We start from the raw sequence: 16772 nt of genomic DNA, 5'->3' as shown, positions 1-16772 counted from the left end.
GTCTCGTGACTGTCGATTCAACCAGGCCTTGTGGTCTTCTTTTTGCCGCAACCCTTTGCAGGCGCGACGATCGCGGAGGAATTGGCTCCTGATCCTTTTTTCGTCGACTTTTTCGATGGTTTTCCTTTGGGATTGTTCGACGTGCGCTGGGACGAGCGACGGTTCGTCTTGGGTGTGGATTGGGTGTGTCGGCGGCGTGTAGGCGAGCCCTCCGAGATCGCCAGGATCAGACCCAGACTGATGAATCCGGTGATCAGGCTGCTGCCGCCGTGGCTGATGAAGGGCAGGGTGATGCCCGTCAGTGGAATGAATTTGGTCACGCCGCCCAGATTCAGGAAGGACTGGATGGCGAGAACGCTGGTCAAACCGACGCAGATGAGTCTGCCGAAACCGGATCGAGTCTGATCCGCGACGCCGAGCGTGCGACTGAAGAAGATCAGGAAAAAGACCACGAGCAGAGCGCAGCCGACGAAGCCGAGTTCCTCGCCGATCACCGCATAGATGAAGTCCGACTGGGCGATCGGGGTGTATTCGGGATGCCCCTCGCCGAATCCCTCGCCCCAGAGTCCGCCCGAGTACATGCCTGAGAGTCCTTGCAAGATCTGCCAGCTGTTTCCGGTGGGATCCTCGAATGGGGAAAGCCAGGCGGCGACACGCCGTTGGCCGTGCGAGAAGACCTCCAGGACGAGATAGCCGGCGGCCGAGGCGAGCAGTGCGCCCAGGATCAGGTATCCGGCCCGTCCGGTGCCGACGAAGAGCATCAGCATCAGCGTCATGCTGAGCACGACGAAGAGGCCCAGATCGCGTTGCAGCAAGAGCAGGCCGGTCAGCAGGATCCAAAAGAGTGCCAGGGGCAGCAGGGCGCGCAGCGGTGGTCGGGGGATGGCGGTTTGGCCCCAGTTGCCCAGACGTTTTCCGTGACGCTCGATGAAGGCGGCCAGGAAGAGCACCACGGTCACCTTGAGCAGCTCGGTCGGGGTGATGAGTCCGGCCCCGTAGACGGCACCCCGGTAGCGATGTCCGAAGACCAGCAGCACCGCGACCAGCGCCAGCGACACCCCGGCCCAGATCCACATCCAATCGGCGAGCCGCTCGTAGCGGCCCCGCATCAGGGCGAGACATAGGGTCAGCATCAGCAGGATTCCGCCGGGGAGCAGATAGAGATCCGGTCTGGCGAGATCGTCGAACCGGATGCCGCCCATGCGGTATTGGGCCAGCAGGCCGAAGCCGGCCAGGAAGGCCAGGGTGCCGACGAGGATCTGATCGCCTTGGAAGCGGGCTAGGACCAGGGTCAGATGCATGACCGTGAGCGATAGGACATAGACACCCAGCGGCAGCAGTGCGCGCGCATCCGGTGGATGTCCGTCTGCATATCCTGAGCCGATGACCATCAGAAACCCAAGCCCGATCGTGAGCGCGCTCCAGATCAGGATTTGACGCTCCGGCCAGCGCGCGAGCCAGGCGTCCATGAATGCGGGCATCGTCGATCGAGAAGGAGGGTTCGATTGCATCTCGGTCCTGGATAAGGGTATCGGTTTGAGGCGGCGTGTTGTCTGATACGCAGCCTGAATGGTTTGTCGGTCTGTTCCGGGCCGGGTAACGGCTGTCGGGGGATGCCGTGAATGCCTCCTTGTCGGCTTGGCGACAGCATCTCTGCTGTCGACGCCTCCAGCCGTCACCTGACCCTCTCTTTCAGTCTGGAACCGAAACCGACCGATCTCGGCCCGTTTTTCCGCTGACCGCTGACCGCTGACCGCTGACCGCTGACCGCTGACCGCTGACCGCTGACTCAGTGAAACCCCTGTTTGGCTCGAGCCGCCAACAGCAGATCGTGCGCAATGGGTGCGGCGACGGCCGACCCGTAGCCGGCCCCTTCGACGAGAACCGCGATGGCGAGCGTCGGCCGTTGGGTCGGCGCGAATCCGACGAACCAGCTGTGCGAGTCGCCTTGCGGGTTCTGGGCCGTGCCCGTCTTGCCGGCGATCGAGAGGTTCGGATCATCGATGCCGCGTGCCGTACCCTCGGTGACCACAGTGCGCATCATGACCGCGAGCCGGTCGGCGGTGTCCTTGCTCATGAAGCGCGCCAATGCCTGAGGCGGATCCTTGTCGATGAGGCGTGGTCTGGCCGCGACTCCTTGGTCGGCGACGGCGGCCGTCAGCAGCGCCATGTACGCCGGTGTCACCAGGAGCGCGCCCTGGCCGATCGCCAGCTGGGCCAGCCCGTAGCGGTCCTTGGGCGAGAGTCGCGGCATCTGGCCGGTACGCATCCGATAGCTCCCGTAAGGCGTCTGATGCAGTGTGATTTGACGATCCATGAGGGTGCGTTTGCCAAAATTACGAAAGGCCTGGTGACCTTCGAGCACGCCCAGCTTGGCGAAGAAGACATTGGACGAGCGCGCCAGGGCATGGGTCATGTCGATGCGGCCATGTCCTCGCCAGATCGATCCGCGTTTTTTGGCGTTGTAATACTCGTGATCGCGAATCTTGGGATAGCGCGACGAGGTGGTGTAACCGTCCGCCGGACAGTCGATGGTGTCGTTGAAGCCCCGCTCCAGCGCCATGGCGGCGACCGCGATCTTGAAGGTGGATCCGGGCGGATAGAGTCCCTGGGTGGCGCGATTGAGCAGGGGGGCGCTCGGATCCGGGTTCAGGAAGAGCTCGGACGAGATGCGGTTTGGGTCGTAGGAGGGCACGCTGGCCAGGACCAGGATGTCCCCGTTGTTCGGGTTCATGAGCACGACCGCGCCGCGCCGCTGGCCGATACGCGCGACGGCCATACGTTGCAGTTCGGCGTCCAGCGTCAGGCGCAGATCCTGGCCGCGCGGACGCTGGACGCCCCCGACGATCTGACGTCCCAACTCGCCCCAGCCGCTCAGATCGGCCGGTGCGCCGCCGTTGAGATGGACCGTCGCCACCGCCTCCATGCCGGTTGCCCCGAATCTGGGCTGGCTGTATCCGACCACCGGCGAGAAGACCGGTCCGTCCGGATAGAGTCGATAGACCTTGCCCTGGATCTCCTCGCTGTAGGCCAGCACCTCGCCGTTGCGGTCGAGGATACGACCGCGCTGGATCCAATGGGCCGGATTGAACTCGCGCCGGTCGTGCAGTTGCATGAAGGCGATGAATTGGGGGCGCAACATGCCGGTCAACTGCCAGCTGGCCTGGTAGATGAGCAGTCCACCGAACAGCAGGGTCAGGATCAGCATGGGGACGCGAAAGGCGCCCTTGGGTTTGGCGAGATGGCGCAGTTGGGCCTGGTCGCGCAGCTCGAACAGCTGTTTGAGCAGAAAGAAGACCGCCATGAAAAAGAAGATGTGGAGCGCTAGCCGCAGGCTGGGCCAGAGTGCTGGATCGAGCGGCGGGGTCATGGGACGGTCGGTCTGAATCCGGATCCGGGTGTCGTGGGCAGACGAATCCAGCCGCACTTCGCGCGGGGTGGTGCGCCCAGATCCTCCGCCAGCCAGTTCGCCGTCGCGAGCCCGTGTGGGAGGGGGGTAGCGATAGCGGCGGCGAGCTGGACGCTGGGCCAGAGGCCGGCCGCGCTCTCGACCAGGCTGGTGATGACGACCTCGATGCCGGCTGCCTCGGCCCGGCGTGCGAGCGCCAGGGTGCGGGTCAATCCGCCGAGCGCGGCCGGTTTGATGACGATGCGTCGTACTCCGAGCGCGGCCGGATCCAGATCGTGGCCTAGCCCCTGGATGGATTCGTCGCGCGCCAGTGGGAAGGGGGCGCGTGTCTGGAGCGCCGCGAGCGTTTCGGGCGTCGGGTCGTGCAGCGGCTCCTCGATCGACTCGATCGGGAGTGCGATCAGGGCATCGAGCAGTCGCTCGGCCTCCGGCTGGGTCCAGGCTCCGTTGGCATCGAGCCTCAGACGCATGTCGGACGGCAGCTGGCGGGCGCATTCGCTCAGACGGGCGATCTCCTCGTCCAACGGGCCCAGCCCCACCTTGAGTTTGATGACCTGGAAGCCGTGCTCGGTGGCGTCGACGAGGTCTTTCTCCATGACCCTATCGAGAGGCCCCAGCATGGCGTTGACCGCCACCCGGTCGGCCGAGGAAGGGGATAGATGCTGTCTGAGAGGCATTCCTGCACGCTGGCTCGCCAGGTCGGCGAGGGCGCAATCGAGGGCGAACCGGGTCGCTGGCGCAGTGCTCAGCTCGACCTCGAACCGTTCTAGAAGCCTGTCGGCCGAATCACCCGATGCCGCCGCTCCGATGCACTCGAGAGCGCTGCAAGCCGTCTCTTGGGTCTCGGTGCCGGCGGCCGGCAAGGGCGCGCAGTCGCCGAAACCGACGAGACCCTCGGACTCCAGGCGAACCAACCAGCCTCGACGCCGATCGAATCCGCCTTTGGCGCTCGACCAGGGTTGGCGCAGCGGCAGGTCGTAGGCCTGGATCTGTAGCCGGTCGATCAAGCGATCAGAAACCCGATGATCATGAGCACGACCAGCGCGCTCTGGTAGAGGGCCGTCTGTGCGAGTTGGACGTTCAGTGCCTCACCGCTTGCGCCACGGAAGAGTCGGGCGCTCAGGACGATGGCTAGCGGCAGTGCCGCGAGCAATGGCCAGCTAGCCCCGGGCAGCCCGGCCTCCATGAGGATGGGAACCGGCAGCAGAAGGAGCGCCGTATAGAGCAGACGGGCGCCTGGACGGTCGAGATAGTGACAGAGTGTGCGGCGCCCGGCGGCGCGGTCGGTGTCCAGGTCGCGATAGTTGTTGACCGTCAGCACGGCCGCCGCCGGCAGACCCAGCGCGAATCCGGCAAGCAGCGGCATCCAGCCGAAATCGAGCGTCTGCAGATAATAGGTGCCGCCGACGGCCGCCATGCCGAAGAAGAGGAGCACGAAGAGTTCGCCATAGGGGCCGTAGGCGATGGGGCGCGGTCCGCCGGTATAGGCATAGCCGGCGGCGAGCGAGGCGAGTCCAACCGCGAGGATTGGCCAGCCGCCGTGCATCAGCAGGACAAGTCCGATCAGAAAGGCGAGGGTGAACATCAGATGCGCCGCCATCTTCACCTGGCGGGCGGTGAACCAGCCCTGCGCGGTGGCGCGCGCTGGGCCGAGCCGTTCCTCGGTGTCCGTGCCGCGCTCGAAATCGGAGGCGTCGTTGTAGAGGTTGGTTCCGATCTGGATCGCCACCGCGCCCAGCAGTGTGCAGAGCGCAATCCAGAGAGACAGTGATCCGGTCTCGGCGACTGCGATCGCGATGCCCGCGACGACCGGTGTCACCGTCAGTGGCAGCGTCTTGGGGCGCGCCGCCGCGATCCAGCGGGTCAGCAGCGGCGGCATGTGCTGGTGTTGGCCAGGCAGGCTGGCCTCTTGGGTCTGGTTCATGATGTGTCGGCTGGAATGTTGGTTTGAACCGCAAAGGCGCGAAGGACGCAAAGAATAGGATGCATAAATCCTCCACTCGGCGATCCCAGGAATGACCGCCCGGAACCTTGAACCCGGATCTCTCCTTCGCGCCCTCTGCGCCTTTGCGGTTAATCAGTCTCTCTTCAGGGACGTCTCGGGAACTTGCCGAAGTCTGGCTGGCGCTTTTCGAGGAAGGCGTTGCGTCCCTCTTGTCCCTCGGCGGTGGTGTAGAAGAGCGCTGTGGCGTTTCCGGCCAGCTCCTGGATGCCGGCGAGTCCGTCGGTGTCGGCGTTGAAGGAGGCCTTGAGGATGCGCAGCGCGGACGGCGAGAGGCGATTCATCTGGCGGCACCAGTCGACCGTGACCGTCTCCAGTTCCGCCAGTGGGACGACGGTGTTAACCAGGCCCATGTCGAGCGCCTCCTGGGCGTCGTACTGGCGACAGAGGAACCAGATCTCCTTGGCCTTCTTGAGCCCCACGGTGCGGGCCATGAGCCCGGCGCCGAATCCGCCGTCGAAGCTGCCGACCTTGGGGCCGGTCTGACCGAAGCGCGCGTTGTCGGCGGCGATGCTCAGGTCGCAGATGAGGTGCAGCACATGACCGCCGCCGATCGCATAGCCCGCGACCATGGCGACCACCGGCTTGGGTAGGGTGCGGATCTGGCGCTGCAGTTCCAGCACGTTGAGGTGTTCGACGCCGGCCTCGTCCTTGTAACCCTCGTGCCCGCGGATACGCTGGTCGCCGCCCGAGCAGAAGGCCAGATCGCCGGCACCGGTGAGGATGATGACCCCGATCTCCGGGTCCATGTGCGCCCGATGGAAGGCATCGATCAGCTCGCGTACCGTCTGGGGGCGAAAGGCGTTGCGCACCTCGGGCCGGTTGATGGTGATCTTGGCGATGTGTTCCGCCCGATGGTAGAGAATGTCCTCATAGCTGCAATCCGGGTGGCTTTCCCACTGAATAGGGGCAAGCTCCGAGCCAGACTGATCCCCGGTTCGCTGCATCTGATCTGATTCCACCGAAAAACCTCGTCGATTGGTGAAGCTGAGTGCGGGCGTCCTTAGACGCTCGCCTGTTTGATGTTCTGTGTCGTCAGCCGGCGAGACGCGTCCAGAAGTCGCGATGGATGCGTCGGCTGAGGTCTCCGTCGAGCCGTACCTCGATGACTCCGGCGTTGCCTTCGCCATCGGCCAGGGACTGGGTCAGCGCCTGGCGGAAGCCCGTTGCGTCTTCGACCGTCCGATGGGCGATGCCGAAGGATCGGATCAGCGACGCCAGATCGACATCGACCGGCGTGCGCCAGAGCCGCTCGAAGTCGGGCAGTCCGTGCTGGGGCAGATAGTCGAAGATACGGCCGCCACCATTATTGATGAGGATGCAGGGGCGGTCGAGCCCTTGCAGCAGCGCCAGTCCGCTTAGGTCGTGGAGGAATGAGAGGTCGCCCAGCAGGGCGGTGGTCGGAACGCCTCCGGCATTGAGGCCGGCGAGCGTCGAGGTCTGGCCGTCGATCCCGCTGGTGCCGCGATTGCCGAACAGATGCAGGGGCGCTGCACGGGTGCCCGACCAGGTGTCGATCTGGCGGATCGGCATGGAGTTGGCGCACAGCAGACCCTCTTCGGGCGGCAGGGTCGCCAGCAGATCGCGGATCAACTGGGCCTCGCACCAGGGCGATTCGGCCAGATAGGCGTCGATCGAGGCGTCGAGATCCGTCTCCGCTCGGATCCAGGCCGCCAGCCAGCCGCTGTCGGCGGGCGAAGGATCCGAGTCGGCGATCCAGCGGCAGACGGCGCCCGGATCGGTCTGGATACGCATTCTGACGTCGTGACTGGGGTCGCTCCATCCGGCCCCGGGGTCGACCAGATAGGTCGGAAGATCTGTCAGCCAGGTCAGCAACGTCTTGGATACGGGGACGCGTCCGAACCTCAGCACCCAGTCCGGCCTCAGGGTCTCGGCGGTCGCCGGGTCGCGCAGCAGGCTGTCGTAGCGGGCGATGCGGTGCTCGGGGCCTGGACCGAAGCGCAGACCCGAGAGCGGGTCGCAGAGCACGGGGACGCCGAGCCGTTCGGCGCAGCTCCAGAGCGCCTCGGTCGCCTGGCGCGACCAGGTGCCCGGACCGCAGCAGATGATTCCGCGTCCGCTCAGATGCGATGCCAGATCCCGAACGGACGTGGGGATGGGAATATCCGATTCCGGCACCGTGCATGGAGAGGGGCAGGCCGGGATCGCCAGTCGCTGGGGCTCGCAGCCCGTGCGAGGGACCAGCGGCTCGCGAAAGGGTAGGTTGAGATGCACGGGACCGGGCCAGTCGCCCTGGCTCACGGCGGCGGCGCGGGCACCGAGCGCGCGGATCATCTTGAGCGCGGCAGTGCCTTCCTCGGCCGGCCCCGGGTCGTGGAACGCGCGCACGAAACCGTCGAACAAGCGGCTCTGGTCGAGCGTCTGGTTGGCGCCCCAGCCGCGCAGTTCGGGTGGACGGTCGGCCGAGAGCAGGATCAGCGGGATCTCGGACTGGGAGGCCTCCATGACCGCCGGCATCCAATGACCGGGCGCGCTGCCCGAGGTGCAGACCAGTCCGACCGGACGGCCCGAGGCTCGGGCCAGCCCCAGTGCGAAGAAGGCCGCGCTGCGCTCGTCGAGGATGGGCGTGAGCTCGATCGCCGGATGATGCTGGCCGGCCATGACCAATGGAGTCGAGCGCGATCCGGGCGAGACGACTAGGCGGCGCAGGCCGCCGTCCGCCAGTCCGTCGAGCAGGGCCAGCGCCCAGCGCAGATTGCGACAGCCGAGATCCGCTGTTTCGGTCATGCGGGACTCAGGCGAACTGGAGCGCGGTGGACATGGCCGCGAGCTTGTGACCCGTCTCCTGCCATTCGGCCATGGGGTCTGAGCCGGCGACGATCCCGGCGCCGGCGAAGAGGTCGGCCACGCGGTCGTCGATCCGGGCGCAGCGCAGCAGCACCCAGAGCTCGCCGGTCAGATCGGGCTCGACGATGCCGGCCGTGCCCGTGTACCAGCCGCGTTCGAGCGGTTCGTGCTCGCGCAACCAATCGTGCGCCTGCTGTCGCGGCTGACCGTTGGTCGCCGGTGTCGGGTGCAGCAGATCGGTGAGACGGAAAACGTCGACGCCCGGTTTCAGATGGCCACGGATGAGGCTCCAGAGATGCTGGGCGTTGTTGAGCTGCATGATGCGCGGACCGTCGGGCGGTTCCACGTGGCTGCAGCAATGGGTGAGCGCCTCGGAGACGGCATCGGCGACCACGCGCTGCTCGCGCAGATTCTTCTCGCAGTGCTGCAGGTCGCGGGTGATCTCGGCGTCGAGATCGGCATCCTCGGCGCGGCAGGCGGTGCCGGCGAGTGCGTCGGCCTCGACCCGGTCGCGGCATTGGGTGAAGAGACGCTCGGGCGTGGCGGCGACGAAGCTGGCCCCATGCAGACGGATGTTCACCACCTGGCAGGAGGGGAAGAGATAGGCCAGCGCGGCATTCAGCCGGGTCAGATCGAAGCGTCGGTGTCCCTGCAGCCGCAACCGGCGCCAGAGCACGACCTTTTCGAAGCGCTCCTGGTCGATCTCGTCGAGCGCGGTCAGGACCAGTTCGCGCCAGTCGTCCTGGTCCGGCGTGCTGTCGCCTGGGTCCAAATGGGCCTGGGTGAGCGGGTCCTGAGCCGGGACGTCGAGTAGCGGCACCACACGGTCGAGCAGCGGCTCCCAGCGGGTCAGCAGCGCATCGAGCGTCGAGGGCAGCGGGGTGGTGAGCACCAGGGCCGCCTGGCCGGCGTGGGAGGTGAGCGCCAGCTCGGGCAACCAGAAAATGGCGTTCGGAAGATCGCTTTCTTTCGACTGGGATGGATTCGGAGAGGCGGCGAGACCGAGCATGCCGAACCCTGTGAAGCCCGTTTCGTCGGGGTCGAAATGCTGCCAATCGGCCGCCACCGCGCGAGCCTTCGCCCGGAGGATGTCGAGTCGCTTCGGCCCCTCGGCGCGCCATTCCCCGGCGATGCCATAGCCGGCTCGCAGGTCGCCGCGATGGCTGTGCGCGAACAGGAATCGAGGACCGGCGATGTCGGGCGCGTGGGTCAGGCCGTGCGGGAGTTCGAGAATGATCGAGGCATATCCCGCGTTTCGATCGAGCGGGAGTAGGGCGACGGCCTCGCGTAAACGAGCCTTGAGTTGCTCGAGGACTTTGAGCGGTTGCAGCATGAGTGGGCGGTGAGTGCGGGATAATGGGGGCCCCGCCATGGCCGCGCCGTCCGGAGTCTCGACGGCGCGGCCATGGCGGGGCTTGCTTGGGGATCAGGTGCCGAGTTTACTGGAGCGAGGCCCAAAAACGTGCGATGGCGTCGGCAGTTTCGGCCGGTTTCTCCCATTGAGGCAGTCCGCGGGTCGGACCGACGCGTTCGGCGCGCCAGTTGGGGTGACGACCGAGGAAGTCCGGTAACTCGTGGAAATCGATGTTCGGATCCTTGTCATAGATCACCAGCACGGGCTGGGTCAGTGTGTCGTACAGCGTCTCGGATGCCTTTGGGGTGAAGAGCTGGCCCGACAGGAAATAGAGCGGTGCGTACTTGGCGCCTGGCTGGTGTGAGGTCGCGTGGGCATATTCGACGAGTTCCGGCGGCGTGGTGCCGACGAAGGCCTGCCTGTAGAAGAAGCGAATGCTGGGACGCGTGGTCAGCAGACCATAGAGTCCGTCGTTGATACCCGGGACGCTGAGGAATTTGTAGGCGCGCTCGGCGGCCGCTCCGGTGGGTAGACCCCGGATGTTGAAACCGGTGGGTGAGATCAGGGCCAGCGATTTAACCAGCTCGGGTTTCTGCGCAGCCACCTTGGCGGAGAATTCGCAGCCGAGCGAGAAGGCCGCCAGGTCGCAGGGTGTCTTGACGACCTCTTCCAGGAAATCGCTGATGGCGCCGGCGTACAGTTCGGGCGAATAGCGGCGTTTGCTGCGATCCGCACGTCCGAAGCCGGGCAGGTCGAGCGCATAGACCGGACGCTGCGAGCGGAAGCGATCGAACAGCGGCTTCATCTCGAAGGCGCTGGGCGCGGCATTGATGCTGTGGATCAGCACCAGGGGGCGTCCCGATGCGCTGTCGTCGACGTAATAGTGGATCCGACCGGCTGCCTGGCTGATGAAATCATGGCTCGGGGCGTCGATGGCGCTGACGAGCGAGGAGGATCCAGGTTTGGCTGGGTCGGTTGCGGAATTGATGGCGGAGTCCATTTCGTAATACCTCATTTGAGTTCGGTTCTGGGTCGTTCGCGGTGCGCGCCGCGCCGATCCAATGGGATCGGGGCGCGGATGCGGGGGGCAGCCATTTGAATCGGATCGGCTGCACTGGTTCCTGCCGGCCCAGGATTTCGGGTGCTCGCGGATCTCGATGCTCACCCTTCCGGTTACCGAGGCCGAGGTGGCATTTCAAAAAAAATCAAACGATTGCGTTCGTGAATCGGGCTTTCCATGGCGTCAGGTATCAAAGGTGTTCGACTGCGATGAAATACGACCGATGTCAGATTCGACCGACAGCTCCATGTCGAGCCAAGTTTACCGCTGTCTTGGCCGCTTGTCTGGCATTGGCGGGGTGTTTCGGTCCGCTGCTCCAGGTCGAACCGGGACAGCCGAGGGTCGATGCCGTGGAGAAGGCCGTGCGCTTCGGGTCGAGCCCGATCGCGGTCGAGACGGGAGCGATCGCCTCGCGCACCGGCTGCGCGCTGGACTACAGCCTCTATCGTCCCGACGCGGCTCGGACGGGCGATTTGGTGATCCTGGGGCACGGCTTTCTGCGCAGCCGCGACCGCATGGCGGGGCTGGCCGAGTCGCTGGCCTCGACCGGGTTGAGCGTCGCCACGCTCGATTTCTGCAACGTTCGACCCTGGGATGGCAGCCATGTCCAGAATGGGTTCGACATGATGGCGCTGGCGGATGCGTTGGGCGCCAAACGGGTCGTCTATGCCGGATTTTCGGCCGGGGCCTTGGCCGCGTTGGTCGCTGGGCGCAACGATCCGCGCGCACTGGGTGTGGTCACCCTGGATCTGGTCGACGCCGACGGGATCGGACGGCGTATGGCGTCGGGGATGGAGCGCCCGCTGATCGGTCTGTTCGGAGATCCATCGTCCTGCAATGCCTACAACAACGGCCTCGCCGTCTACGCGGTTGCGGCCCAGGCGCGCATCCTGCGTTTCAGTGGTGCGGACCATTGCGACTTCGAGTCGCCGACCGACTGGCTCTGTCGTCTGGTCTGCGGGCGTTTGAACGCGAACGGCGCCGCCCGTAGCGACGCCGTCCTTCGCGCGGCGACCGATGCGATCCGATCCCTGATCGCGCCCGGCTAGTCGTTGGAGCCGCTCTGGGCGCGCCCATCCCCTGACTCCACCTCCTCGGCGATGTCGACGTTTTCCAGTTCGGCGGTGCGCTCGGGCGTATAGCCCAGCTTGGCGAAGTCCATGATGCCGTTGGGCGAGTGACAGTCGGTGCATTCGCGTCCCGCGCGCTGGATGCCGTGATTCACCATCAGGGTTCCCATCTGGCGCATCCAATGGGGTTCGACGTTGACCAGTGTGCCGTCGACGATGGGATAGTCGGTTTTCCAGCCGTTGGTGACGCCGAAGTAGGCCATGAATTCGTCCATCATGTAGAGCTTGAAGGGCTCCTGATACATGCGCTGGACGATGGGGTCCTGCACGGCCTTGGCCACCGCAGCCTTGCTGTTGCCCGTTTCATAGTAGGTCTTGTAGTCGAATGGCAGGATCATGGCTCCGAAGGGGCCCTGGTTCGACATGTCCTCGTACATCATGGCGTTGAAGAGCTTGAAGGGATAGATGCGGCTCTCGCCCTCATTCATCGGACCGCGCAGGTTGTCCCTGACCATGGTCTCGCGCTTCTTCAGCATGTCCGGTGTGAGCTGCGACACCGGGTTCGTGGCGATCTGGACGTAGCGCTCGACGTCGATGTCCGGATACTGCTGTTTCAGCTCGACGGCCTTGGTGCGCACGGCGGCGATGACCTCGGGATCGTCGATCCGCGCGATCTGTCGCATCAGCGGGTTATAGACGTCCGATCCGTTTGGATTGTTGCCCAATGCGTTGGCCAGGAAGGTTCCGTTGCCGTTGAACCAGAGGAAGGTGAAGCCCTTGCCGGGCGCGCCGGAACGATAGATGTCGGTCGGCTCCCAGATGCCCTCTTCCGCGTTCCAGGTCGGATGCACCCAGTCGCGCAGAACGACGTTGTCCGGCTGGAGTTCCTCAATGTGACAGGTCTCGCAGGCCAGGCGGTCGATGTGTCCGTTCAGCAGCGCCTTGTGCTCGGAGTTGTTGTGCGGGGCCCGGGAATGGCAGCTCTCGCAGGAGACCTCCTTGCCGGGAAGGTCGTTGGCGACCAGATCGACGCCTTTGCGACCGCGCGGGATCTTGTGGCCCTCGGGACGATGGCAGTCGGTACATTCCAGTCCGGCGGCGGCATGGGCGTCGTCTTGGGGACTGAACGGATTGCCGCGCTTGGCCCCGCGATGCAGGATGCGTTGGTGCTCATAGCCAGGTTGCTGGGCCGCCGCGTTGTGGGTGTAGGTGTCACCGCCCATGTTGTGCTGGTGACAGCGCAGACAGTTCTCGGCGCGGATCGGGCCGACGGTCAGCGCGGCGCGCATGCTGCGGTCCTGGTCCCAGCGCAGTCCGTGCGCGTCGCGGATGACGACGCGACGGTTCATATCGTACTGGGTCGAGTGACAGATGAGACAGTCGATTCCCTCCTTGACCTCGTTGGGCACGTCGCCGATCGGCATCATCTTTTCGGTGGCTGGCTGATAGTTGCCGCCGATGTGGCACTGGCCGCAGCCCTCGCTGCGGAGCTGGGGCTCGACCTTGCCGTCGTGCTCAGGCTTGGCCGTGACCAGGGCGGCCCAGCCGGTCCAGGTGAAACTTCCCGGAATGCCGCAGGCGCGGTCGATCTTGCCGACCGGGATCTTGTGCACGCCGCTGTTGACGCGGCGACCGTCATAGCCGTAGGTCGAGAATCCGCCCGAGCTACTCTGGAATTTGAAGTGCACCGAGTTGACGATGTCGTTGAGTGTGTTGATGGTCGAGACGCTGCCGTCCGGGTGATCGATCTTGATGGTCGCGTGACAGGTCAGACAGGTGTCTGGCCCTTCGTAGCGCCGGATGCCCGCGTCGCGGAAATACTTGATGTGCGAAGGTTCGGCGTCGCGCACCACCGACTCGGTGCCCATCAGTATCTCGATCTTGACCTGGCGCGCGAACGGGGCCTGGTCGGTTTCGACGATCGAGTCGGCCTTGCGATAGCGCGCCTCCCGGCTGAGATCCGTGGCGAGCGCCTCGAATTCGGCGTCGGTGAGCGTCTTGCTGCTGTCGTAGGTCAGTCGGGCGTTGGTCTCGCCGACATAGGACTCGAACATCAGCGGGTAGAGCCGTTTGTAGGCCAGCGTCAGGGCGATCAGCACCAGTGCCACGATCAGGAGTCGACGTCTGGCGGGTGTGGAGAGCAGATTCTGGAGCGGTTTCATGGTCGTCACTCTTGATGATTCCAGCCAAGGCGGTCGCACTCGGATATCCGGGGAGGCGAGTGCCTATCCCTCCGTTTCCTGATGCGAGTCGCGGTGCCATCCGGTGAGCATGGCGCGCATGTTCGTCATCACCGTCTCGCCGGTCGTGATGATGTAGAGATGGACCAGCAGAAAGAGCACCAGCAGATAGGCGATCGTCAGGTGCGACATGGCCACCACCCAGACGCTGCCGATGCCGAGCAGGGTCTCGGGCAGGTAGACCGAGAAGAGAAAGGCCCAGCCGCTGATGATCAGCAGTGGCATCAGCAGATACATGACCCCGATGTAGGTGATCTGCTGCAGTGTGTTGAGCTTGGCCTCGGCGCTCGGATGGAAAGGATGGGGTGCATTCTTGAAGATGCCGTAGCCGTAATAGAGGCTCTGCGCGATCAGTCGCCCGATGAACCCCTTCAGCTGGACATGATAGTGGCGGCCATTGGTGGAGATCAGGTTGCCGATGACGAAGCCGATCCAGCCGATGGTCAGCAGGATGCCAGCGGTGTTGTGGACCGTGATCGCCGTCTGGAAATCCAGCAGCAAAACGGCGCCATTGAAGTGCATGCTCGCGCCGGAATACATGAGCGTCAGAAAGAGCAGGGCATTGATCCAGTGCCAGATGCGCACCCAGCGGGCGTAGAGATAGAGCTGGCTCATGCTTGATCCTCCTTCGAGCGCCGATGCGCCCGGTAACGTCCGTAGCCGTGGGCACCCAGAACGAGCAGGGTGATGCCGATGATGGCCAGTGCCAGACGGTCGATCAGTGGGCTGCGGCTCATGCCGACGACATAGGCTTCGTTGAAGAGGGCCTTCGATACCCAGCCTTGGTTCGCCAGATCCGTCTCCGATCGGTACTGATAGAGACGGTTCAGCAGTTGCGGCTTCTTGGAATGACAGTTGACGCAGTCGCGATTGCTGTCATTCCCTGCGAGGATCTGGTGAGACACCGTCTGGCCGTCCTCGGACACGGGGGTGTGGCAGTCGAGGCAACGCACCGACTCTTGGTGCTTCTCCCGATTCGGTAGCCAGGTATGCGGATCGCGCAAGGGGTCTTGCACTTTGGTATGACAGGAGAGACAGATCGCGTTGTCGGCTCGGACGATCTGGGCAATGTCCTCTCCGACCTGCGAGTTGCGGAAGGCGTGCGGATCGTGACAGCTATGACAGCTGAAGCCCGCGACCTTCGGATCGTCCGAGGTGGCGTGGACGCTGTGCTCGAATTCCTCGTCGATGGTCTGGAATCGGTACAGACGTTCGGCTGCGTCGTCCTGACCCTCGTGGCAGCGGACGCACGACAGTGACTCGTTCTTCAGACGTTGCGGATGCGGGTAACGCTCGAAGTCGGGAGCGTGACAGTCGGAGCAGGCGAGTTCTCCATGCGCCGAATGCGACAGGGCCTTGGGGTCGATCGAGAGGTCGACGATCTTGCCTGTCTCCGGATCGCGGTAGGCAAGTGTCGTCATCTGGTGGCAGCGTAGACAGGCCTTGTTGTCGGCCGTCTCCGATCCTGCGCACGCCACATGCGTTCCGACCAGACCCGAAAGGATCAGAAACCACCCGGCGGCCAATGCCGGCGCCGTCCATTTGAGTCTGGAGTCGATGTTGCGGTCGCTCATAACCCCTCTTGTTCGCATGGATCGCGTTCTCTCTTCGGGAATCATTCGGCCGTTTTGCCGCGCCTCGGCGCCACCTTTCTCTGGGCCTTGTCCGGGATGCCGACGCATCGCATCTGGGCGTGCTGGTGCCGCTCCTGATATGGCTGAGCCGGGTCTAGGAGCGCCAGTTTAACAGCTAAATCGACGGCCCTTTGGGATCCTCCGACGGATTGCGCTGACGCCTATTTGGCCGTTGAGGGTTTCGGGAAGGACGGGACGTGCGAATCGATCCAGTCGAGGCAATCTCGATCCGCCTTCAGTCGGATCATGGCGGAACGGATGTCGCGGGGGGGCAGGGGGATCCGGCCGGTCTCGCCGTGGGCGGACCGGCCACTAGGGGCTGAACGTGTGGAACTGCAGGCTATTGGGCCGGAGGTGCCATTCGCTGCATCATCTGCTGACGATGCTGGGCCTGGGCTGTGGCGAACTCCTGCTGGCTGACCTGACCGTTACCATCCAGGTCGATCGCTCCGAACTCGGGCGCGTTGCCCAGATTGCGCATCGGGTAGCCTTGCTGCGAGCGTTCGGCGATGCGATTGGCTCGGGCCTGGTAGAACTCCTGCTCGGTGAGGTTGCCGTCGTGGTTCAGGTCGAAGTCGGCGAAGGCGGGCATGTTGCGTCCCATACCCATTCCGCGCCCCATTCCAGGGCCCATCCCCGCGCCGGGGCCCATGCCTGGCCCGCGACTGTAGCCGGGGCCCATTCCTCCGCCCTGTCCGCCGCCAGAGCCGGGGCCCATGCCCATTCCGGTACGGTTCTGCATGCGGGCCTGGCGTCCGGCAGCAAATTCGTCGGCGGTCATGCGCCCGTCACCGTTGGCGTCGAAATCGGCGAAGCTCGGCGCATTCGCCGCGCCGCGCATCGGTGCGCCAGCGGCAGCCATGGCCGCCATGCGCTCGGCCCGCACGGCATCGAATTCCTGCTGCGAGACCGTGCCATCGCCGTTGCGATCGAAGCCAGCGAAGGTCATGGGTCCGCGCGGCATGCCCTGGGTCTGGGCCAGGGTGGGCAGCGCATAGCCGCTTGCCGCGATGGCGGCTGAAATCAGCAAGGTGCGAGTCATCTGTTTCATCGTTGCTCTCCGTCGGGTTTGTCTGCCGTCGGCTGGTCGAGGCGTCTGTGGCTCCGGGCCGGCACGACGGAAGCGCTCAGGGGTTCAGCCGGTTTAGCATTGCAGTCTCTGCCTGCATTTTCGTTGACATCTCGCCATCCATCT

General features: G+C 64.8%; 13 protein-coding genes. 1 reads left to right on the top strand and 12 read right to left on the bottom strand.

Annotated features, from left to right (window positions below):
* Positions 1-17 precede the first annotated feature (17 nt).
* From THIDRDRAFT_RS07715 to THIDRDRAFT_RS07680, 8 genes are all read right to left on the bottom strand, one after another.
* On the bottom strand, positions 18-1481 hold the full coding sequence (locus tag THIDRDRAFT_RS07715; RefSeq protein ID WP_245535799.1) for an FtsW/RodA/SpoVE family cell cycle protein: 1464 nt from the start codon (positions 1479-1481) through the stop codon (positions 18-20).
* A 308-nt stretch (positions 1482-1789) separates the two neighbouring features.
* Complete coding sequence (locus THIDRDRAFT_RS07710) at positions 1790-3370, bottom strand: peptidoglycan D,D-transpeptidase FtsI family protein (RefSeq protein WP_007040273.1); 1581 nt, start codon at positions 3368-3370, stop codon at positions 1790-1792.
* Positions 3367-4416, bottom strand: a complete 1050-nt coding sequence (gene menC, locus THIDRDRAFT_RS07705; RefSeq protein WP_007040272.1) for an o-succinylbenzoate synthase — start codon at positions 4414-4416, stop codon at positions 3367-3369. The genes THIDRDRAFT_RS07710 and menC overlap by 4 nt, the downstream gene beginning before the upstream one ends.
* Positions 4413-5333 (bottom strand): 1,4-dihydroxy-2-naphthoate polyprenyltransferase, encoded by a 921-nt coding sequence (locus THIDRDRAFT_RS07700; protein WP_007040271.1) that lies wholly within the window; start codon positions 5331-5333, stop codon positions 4413-4415. Before THIDRDRAFT_RS07700 ends, menC begins: the two co-directional genes overlap by 4 nt.
* 164 nt (positions 5334-5497) lie before the next feature.
* A complete protein-coding gene (gene menB / locus THIDRDRAFT_RS07695; RefSeq protein WP_007040270.1) occupies positions 5498-6358 on the bottom strand; it encodes a 1,4-dihydroxy-2-naphthoyl-CoA synthase in 861 nt (286 codons plus the stop codon).
* A gap of 88 nt (positions 6359-6446) precedes the next feature.
* Positions 6447-8159, bottom strand: coding sequence for a 2-succinyl-5-enolpyruvyl-6-hydroxy-3-cyclohexene-1-carboxylic-acid synthase (gene menD, locus THIDRDRAFT_RS07690; RefSeq protein ID WP_007040269.1), 1713 nt, complete (start codon positions 8157-8159; stop codon positions 6447-6449).
* Positions 8160-8166: 7 nt separating this feature from the next.
* Positions 8167-9591 carry an isochorismate synthase gene (locus tag THIDRDRAFT_RS07685; RefSeq protein ID WP_007040268.1) on the bottom strand — a complete coding sequence of 475 codons (1425 nt, stop codon included), beginning with the start codon at positions 9589-9591 and terminating at the stop codon, positions 8167-8169.
* Positions 9592-9658: 67 nt separating this feature from the next.
* The gene (locus THIDRDRAFT_RS07680; RefSeq protein WP_007040267.1) at positions 9659-10573 is read right to left on the bottom strand and encodes an alpha/beta fold hydrolase; all 915 of its coding nucleotides are present in this window, start codon (positions 10571-10573) and stop codon (positions 9659-9661) included.
* A gap of 332 nt (positions 10574-10905) precedes the next feature.
* Between THIDRDRAFT_RS07680 and THIDRDRAFT_RS07675 the strand changes: the two genes are divergently transcribed.
* Positions 10906-11682: an alpha/beta hydrolase gene (locus tag THIDRDRAFT_RS07675; protein WP_245535797.1), complete on the top strand. Its 777-nt coding sequence runs from the start codon at positions 10906-10908 to the stop codon at positions 11680-11682.
* Here THIDRDRAFT_RS07675 and THIDRDRAFT_RS07670 read toward each other — a convergent pair.
* The 4 genes from THIDRDRAFT_RS07670 to THIDRDRAFT_RS07655 form a co-directional block, all read right to left on the bottom strand.
* Positions 11679-13865 (bottom strand): cytochrome c3 family protein, encoded by a 2187-nt coding sequence (locus THIDRDRAFT_RS07670; RefSeq protein WP_007040265.1) that lies wholly within the window; start codon positions 13863-13865, stop codon positions 11679-11681. The genes THIDRDRAFT_RS07675 and THIDRDRAFT_RS07670 overlap by 4 nt on opposite strands.
* A gap of 63 nt (positions 13866-13928) precedes the next feature.
* Positions 13929-14558 carry a cytochrome b/b6 domain-containing protein gene (locus tag THIDRDRAFT_RS07665; protein ID WP_007040264.1) on the bottom strand — a complete coding sequence of 210 codons (630 nt, stop codon included), beginning with the start codon at positions 14556-14558 and terminating at the stop codon, positions 13929-13931.
* Positions 14555-15517: an ammonia-forming cytochrome c nitrite reductase subunit c552 gene (locus THIDRDRAFT_RS07660; RefSeq protein WP_007040263.1), complete on the bottom strand. Its 963-nt coding sequence runs from the start codon at positions 15515-15517 to the stop codon at positions 14555-14557. Before THIDRDRAFT_RS07660 ends, THIDRDRAFT_RS07665 begins: the two co-directional genes overlap by 4 nt.
* Positions 15518-15917: 400 nt before the next feature.
* Positions 15918-16628: an EF-hand domain-containing protein gene (locus THIDRDRAFT_RS07655; protein WP_007040262.1), complete on the bottom strand. Its 711-nt coding sequence runs from the start codon at positions 16626-16628 to the stop codon at positions 15918-15920.
* Positions 16629-16772 lie beyond the last annotated feature (144 nt).

This window comes from Thiorhodococcus drewsii AZ1, from assembly GCF_000224065.1.
GTDB lineage: Bacteria > Pseudomonadota > Gammaproteobacteria > Chromatiales > Chromatiaceae > Imhoffiella > Imhoffiella drewsii.
This window is presented reverse-complemented; position numbering and strand designations above follow the sequence as displayed.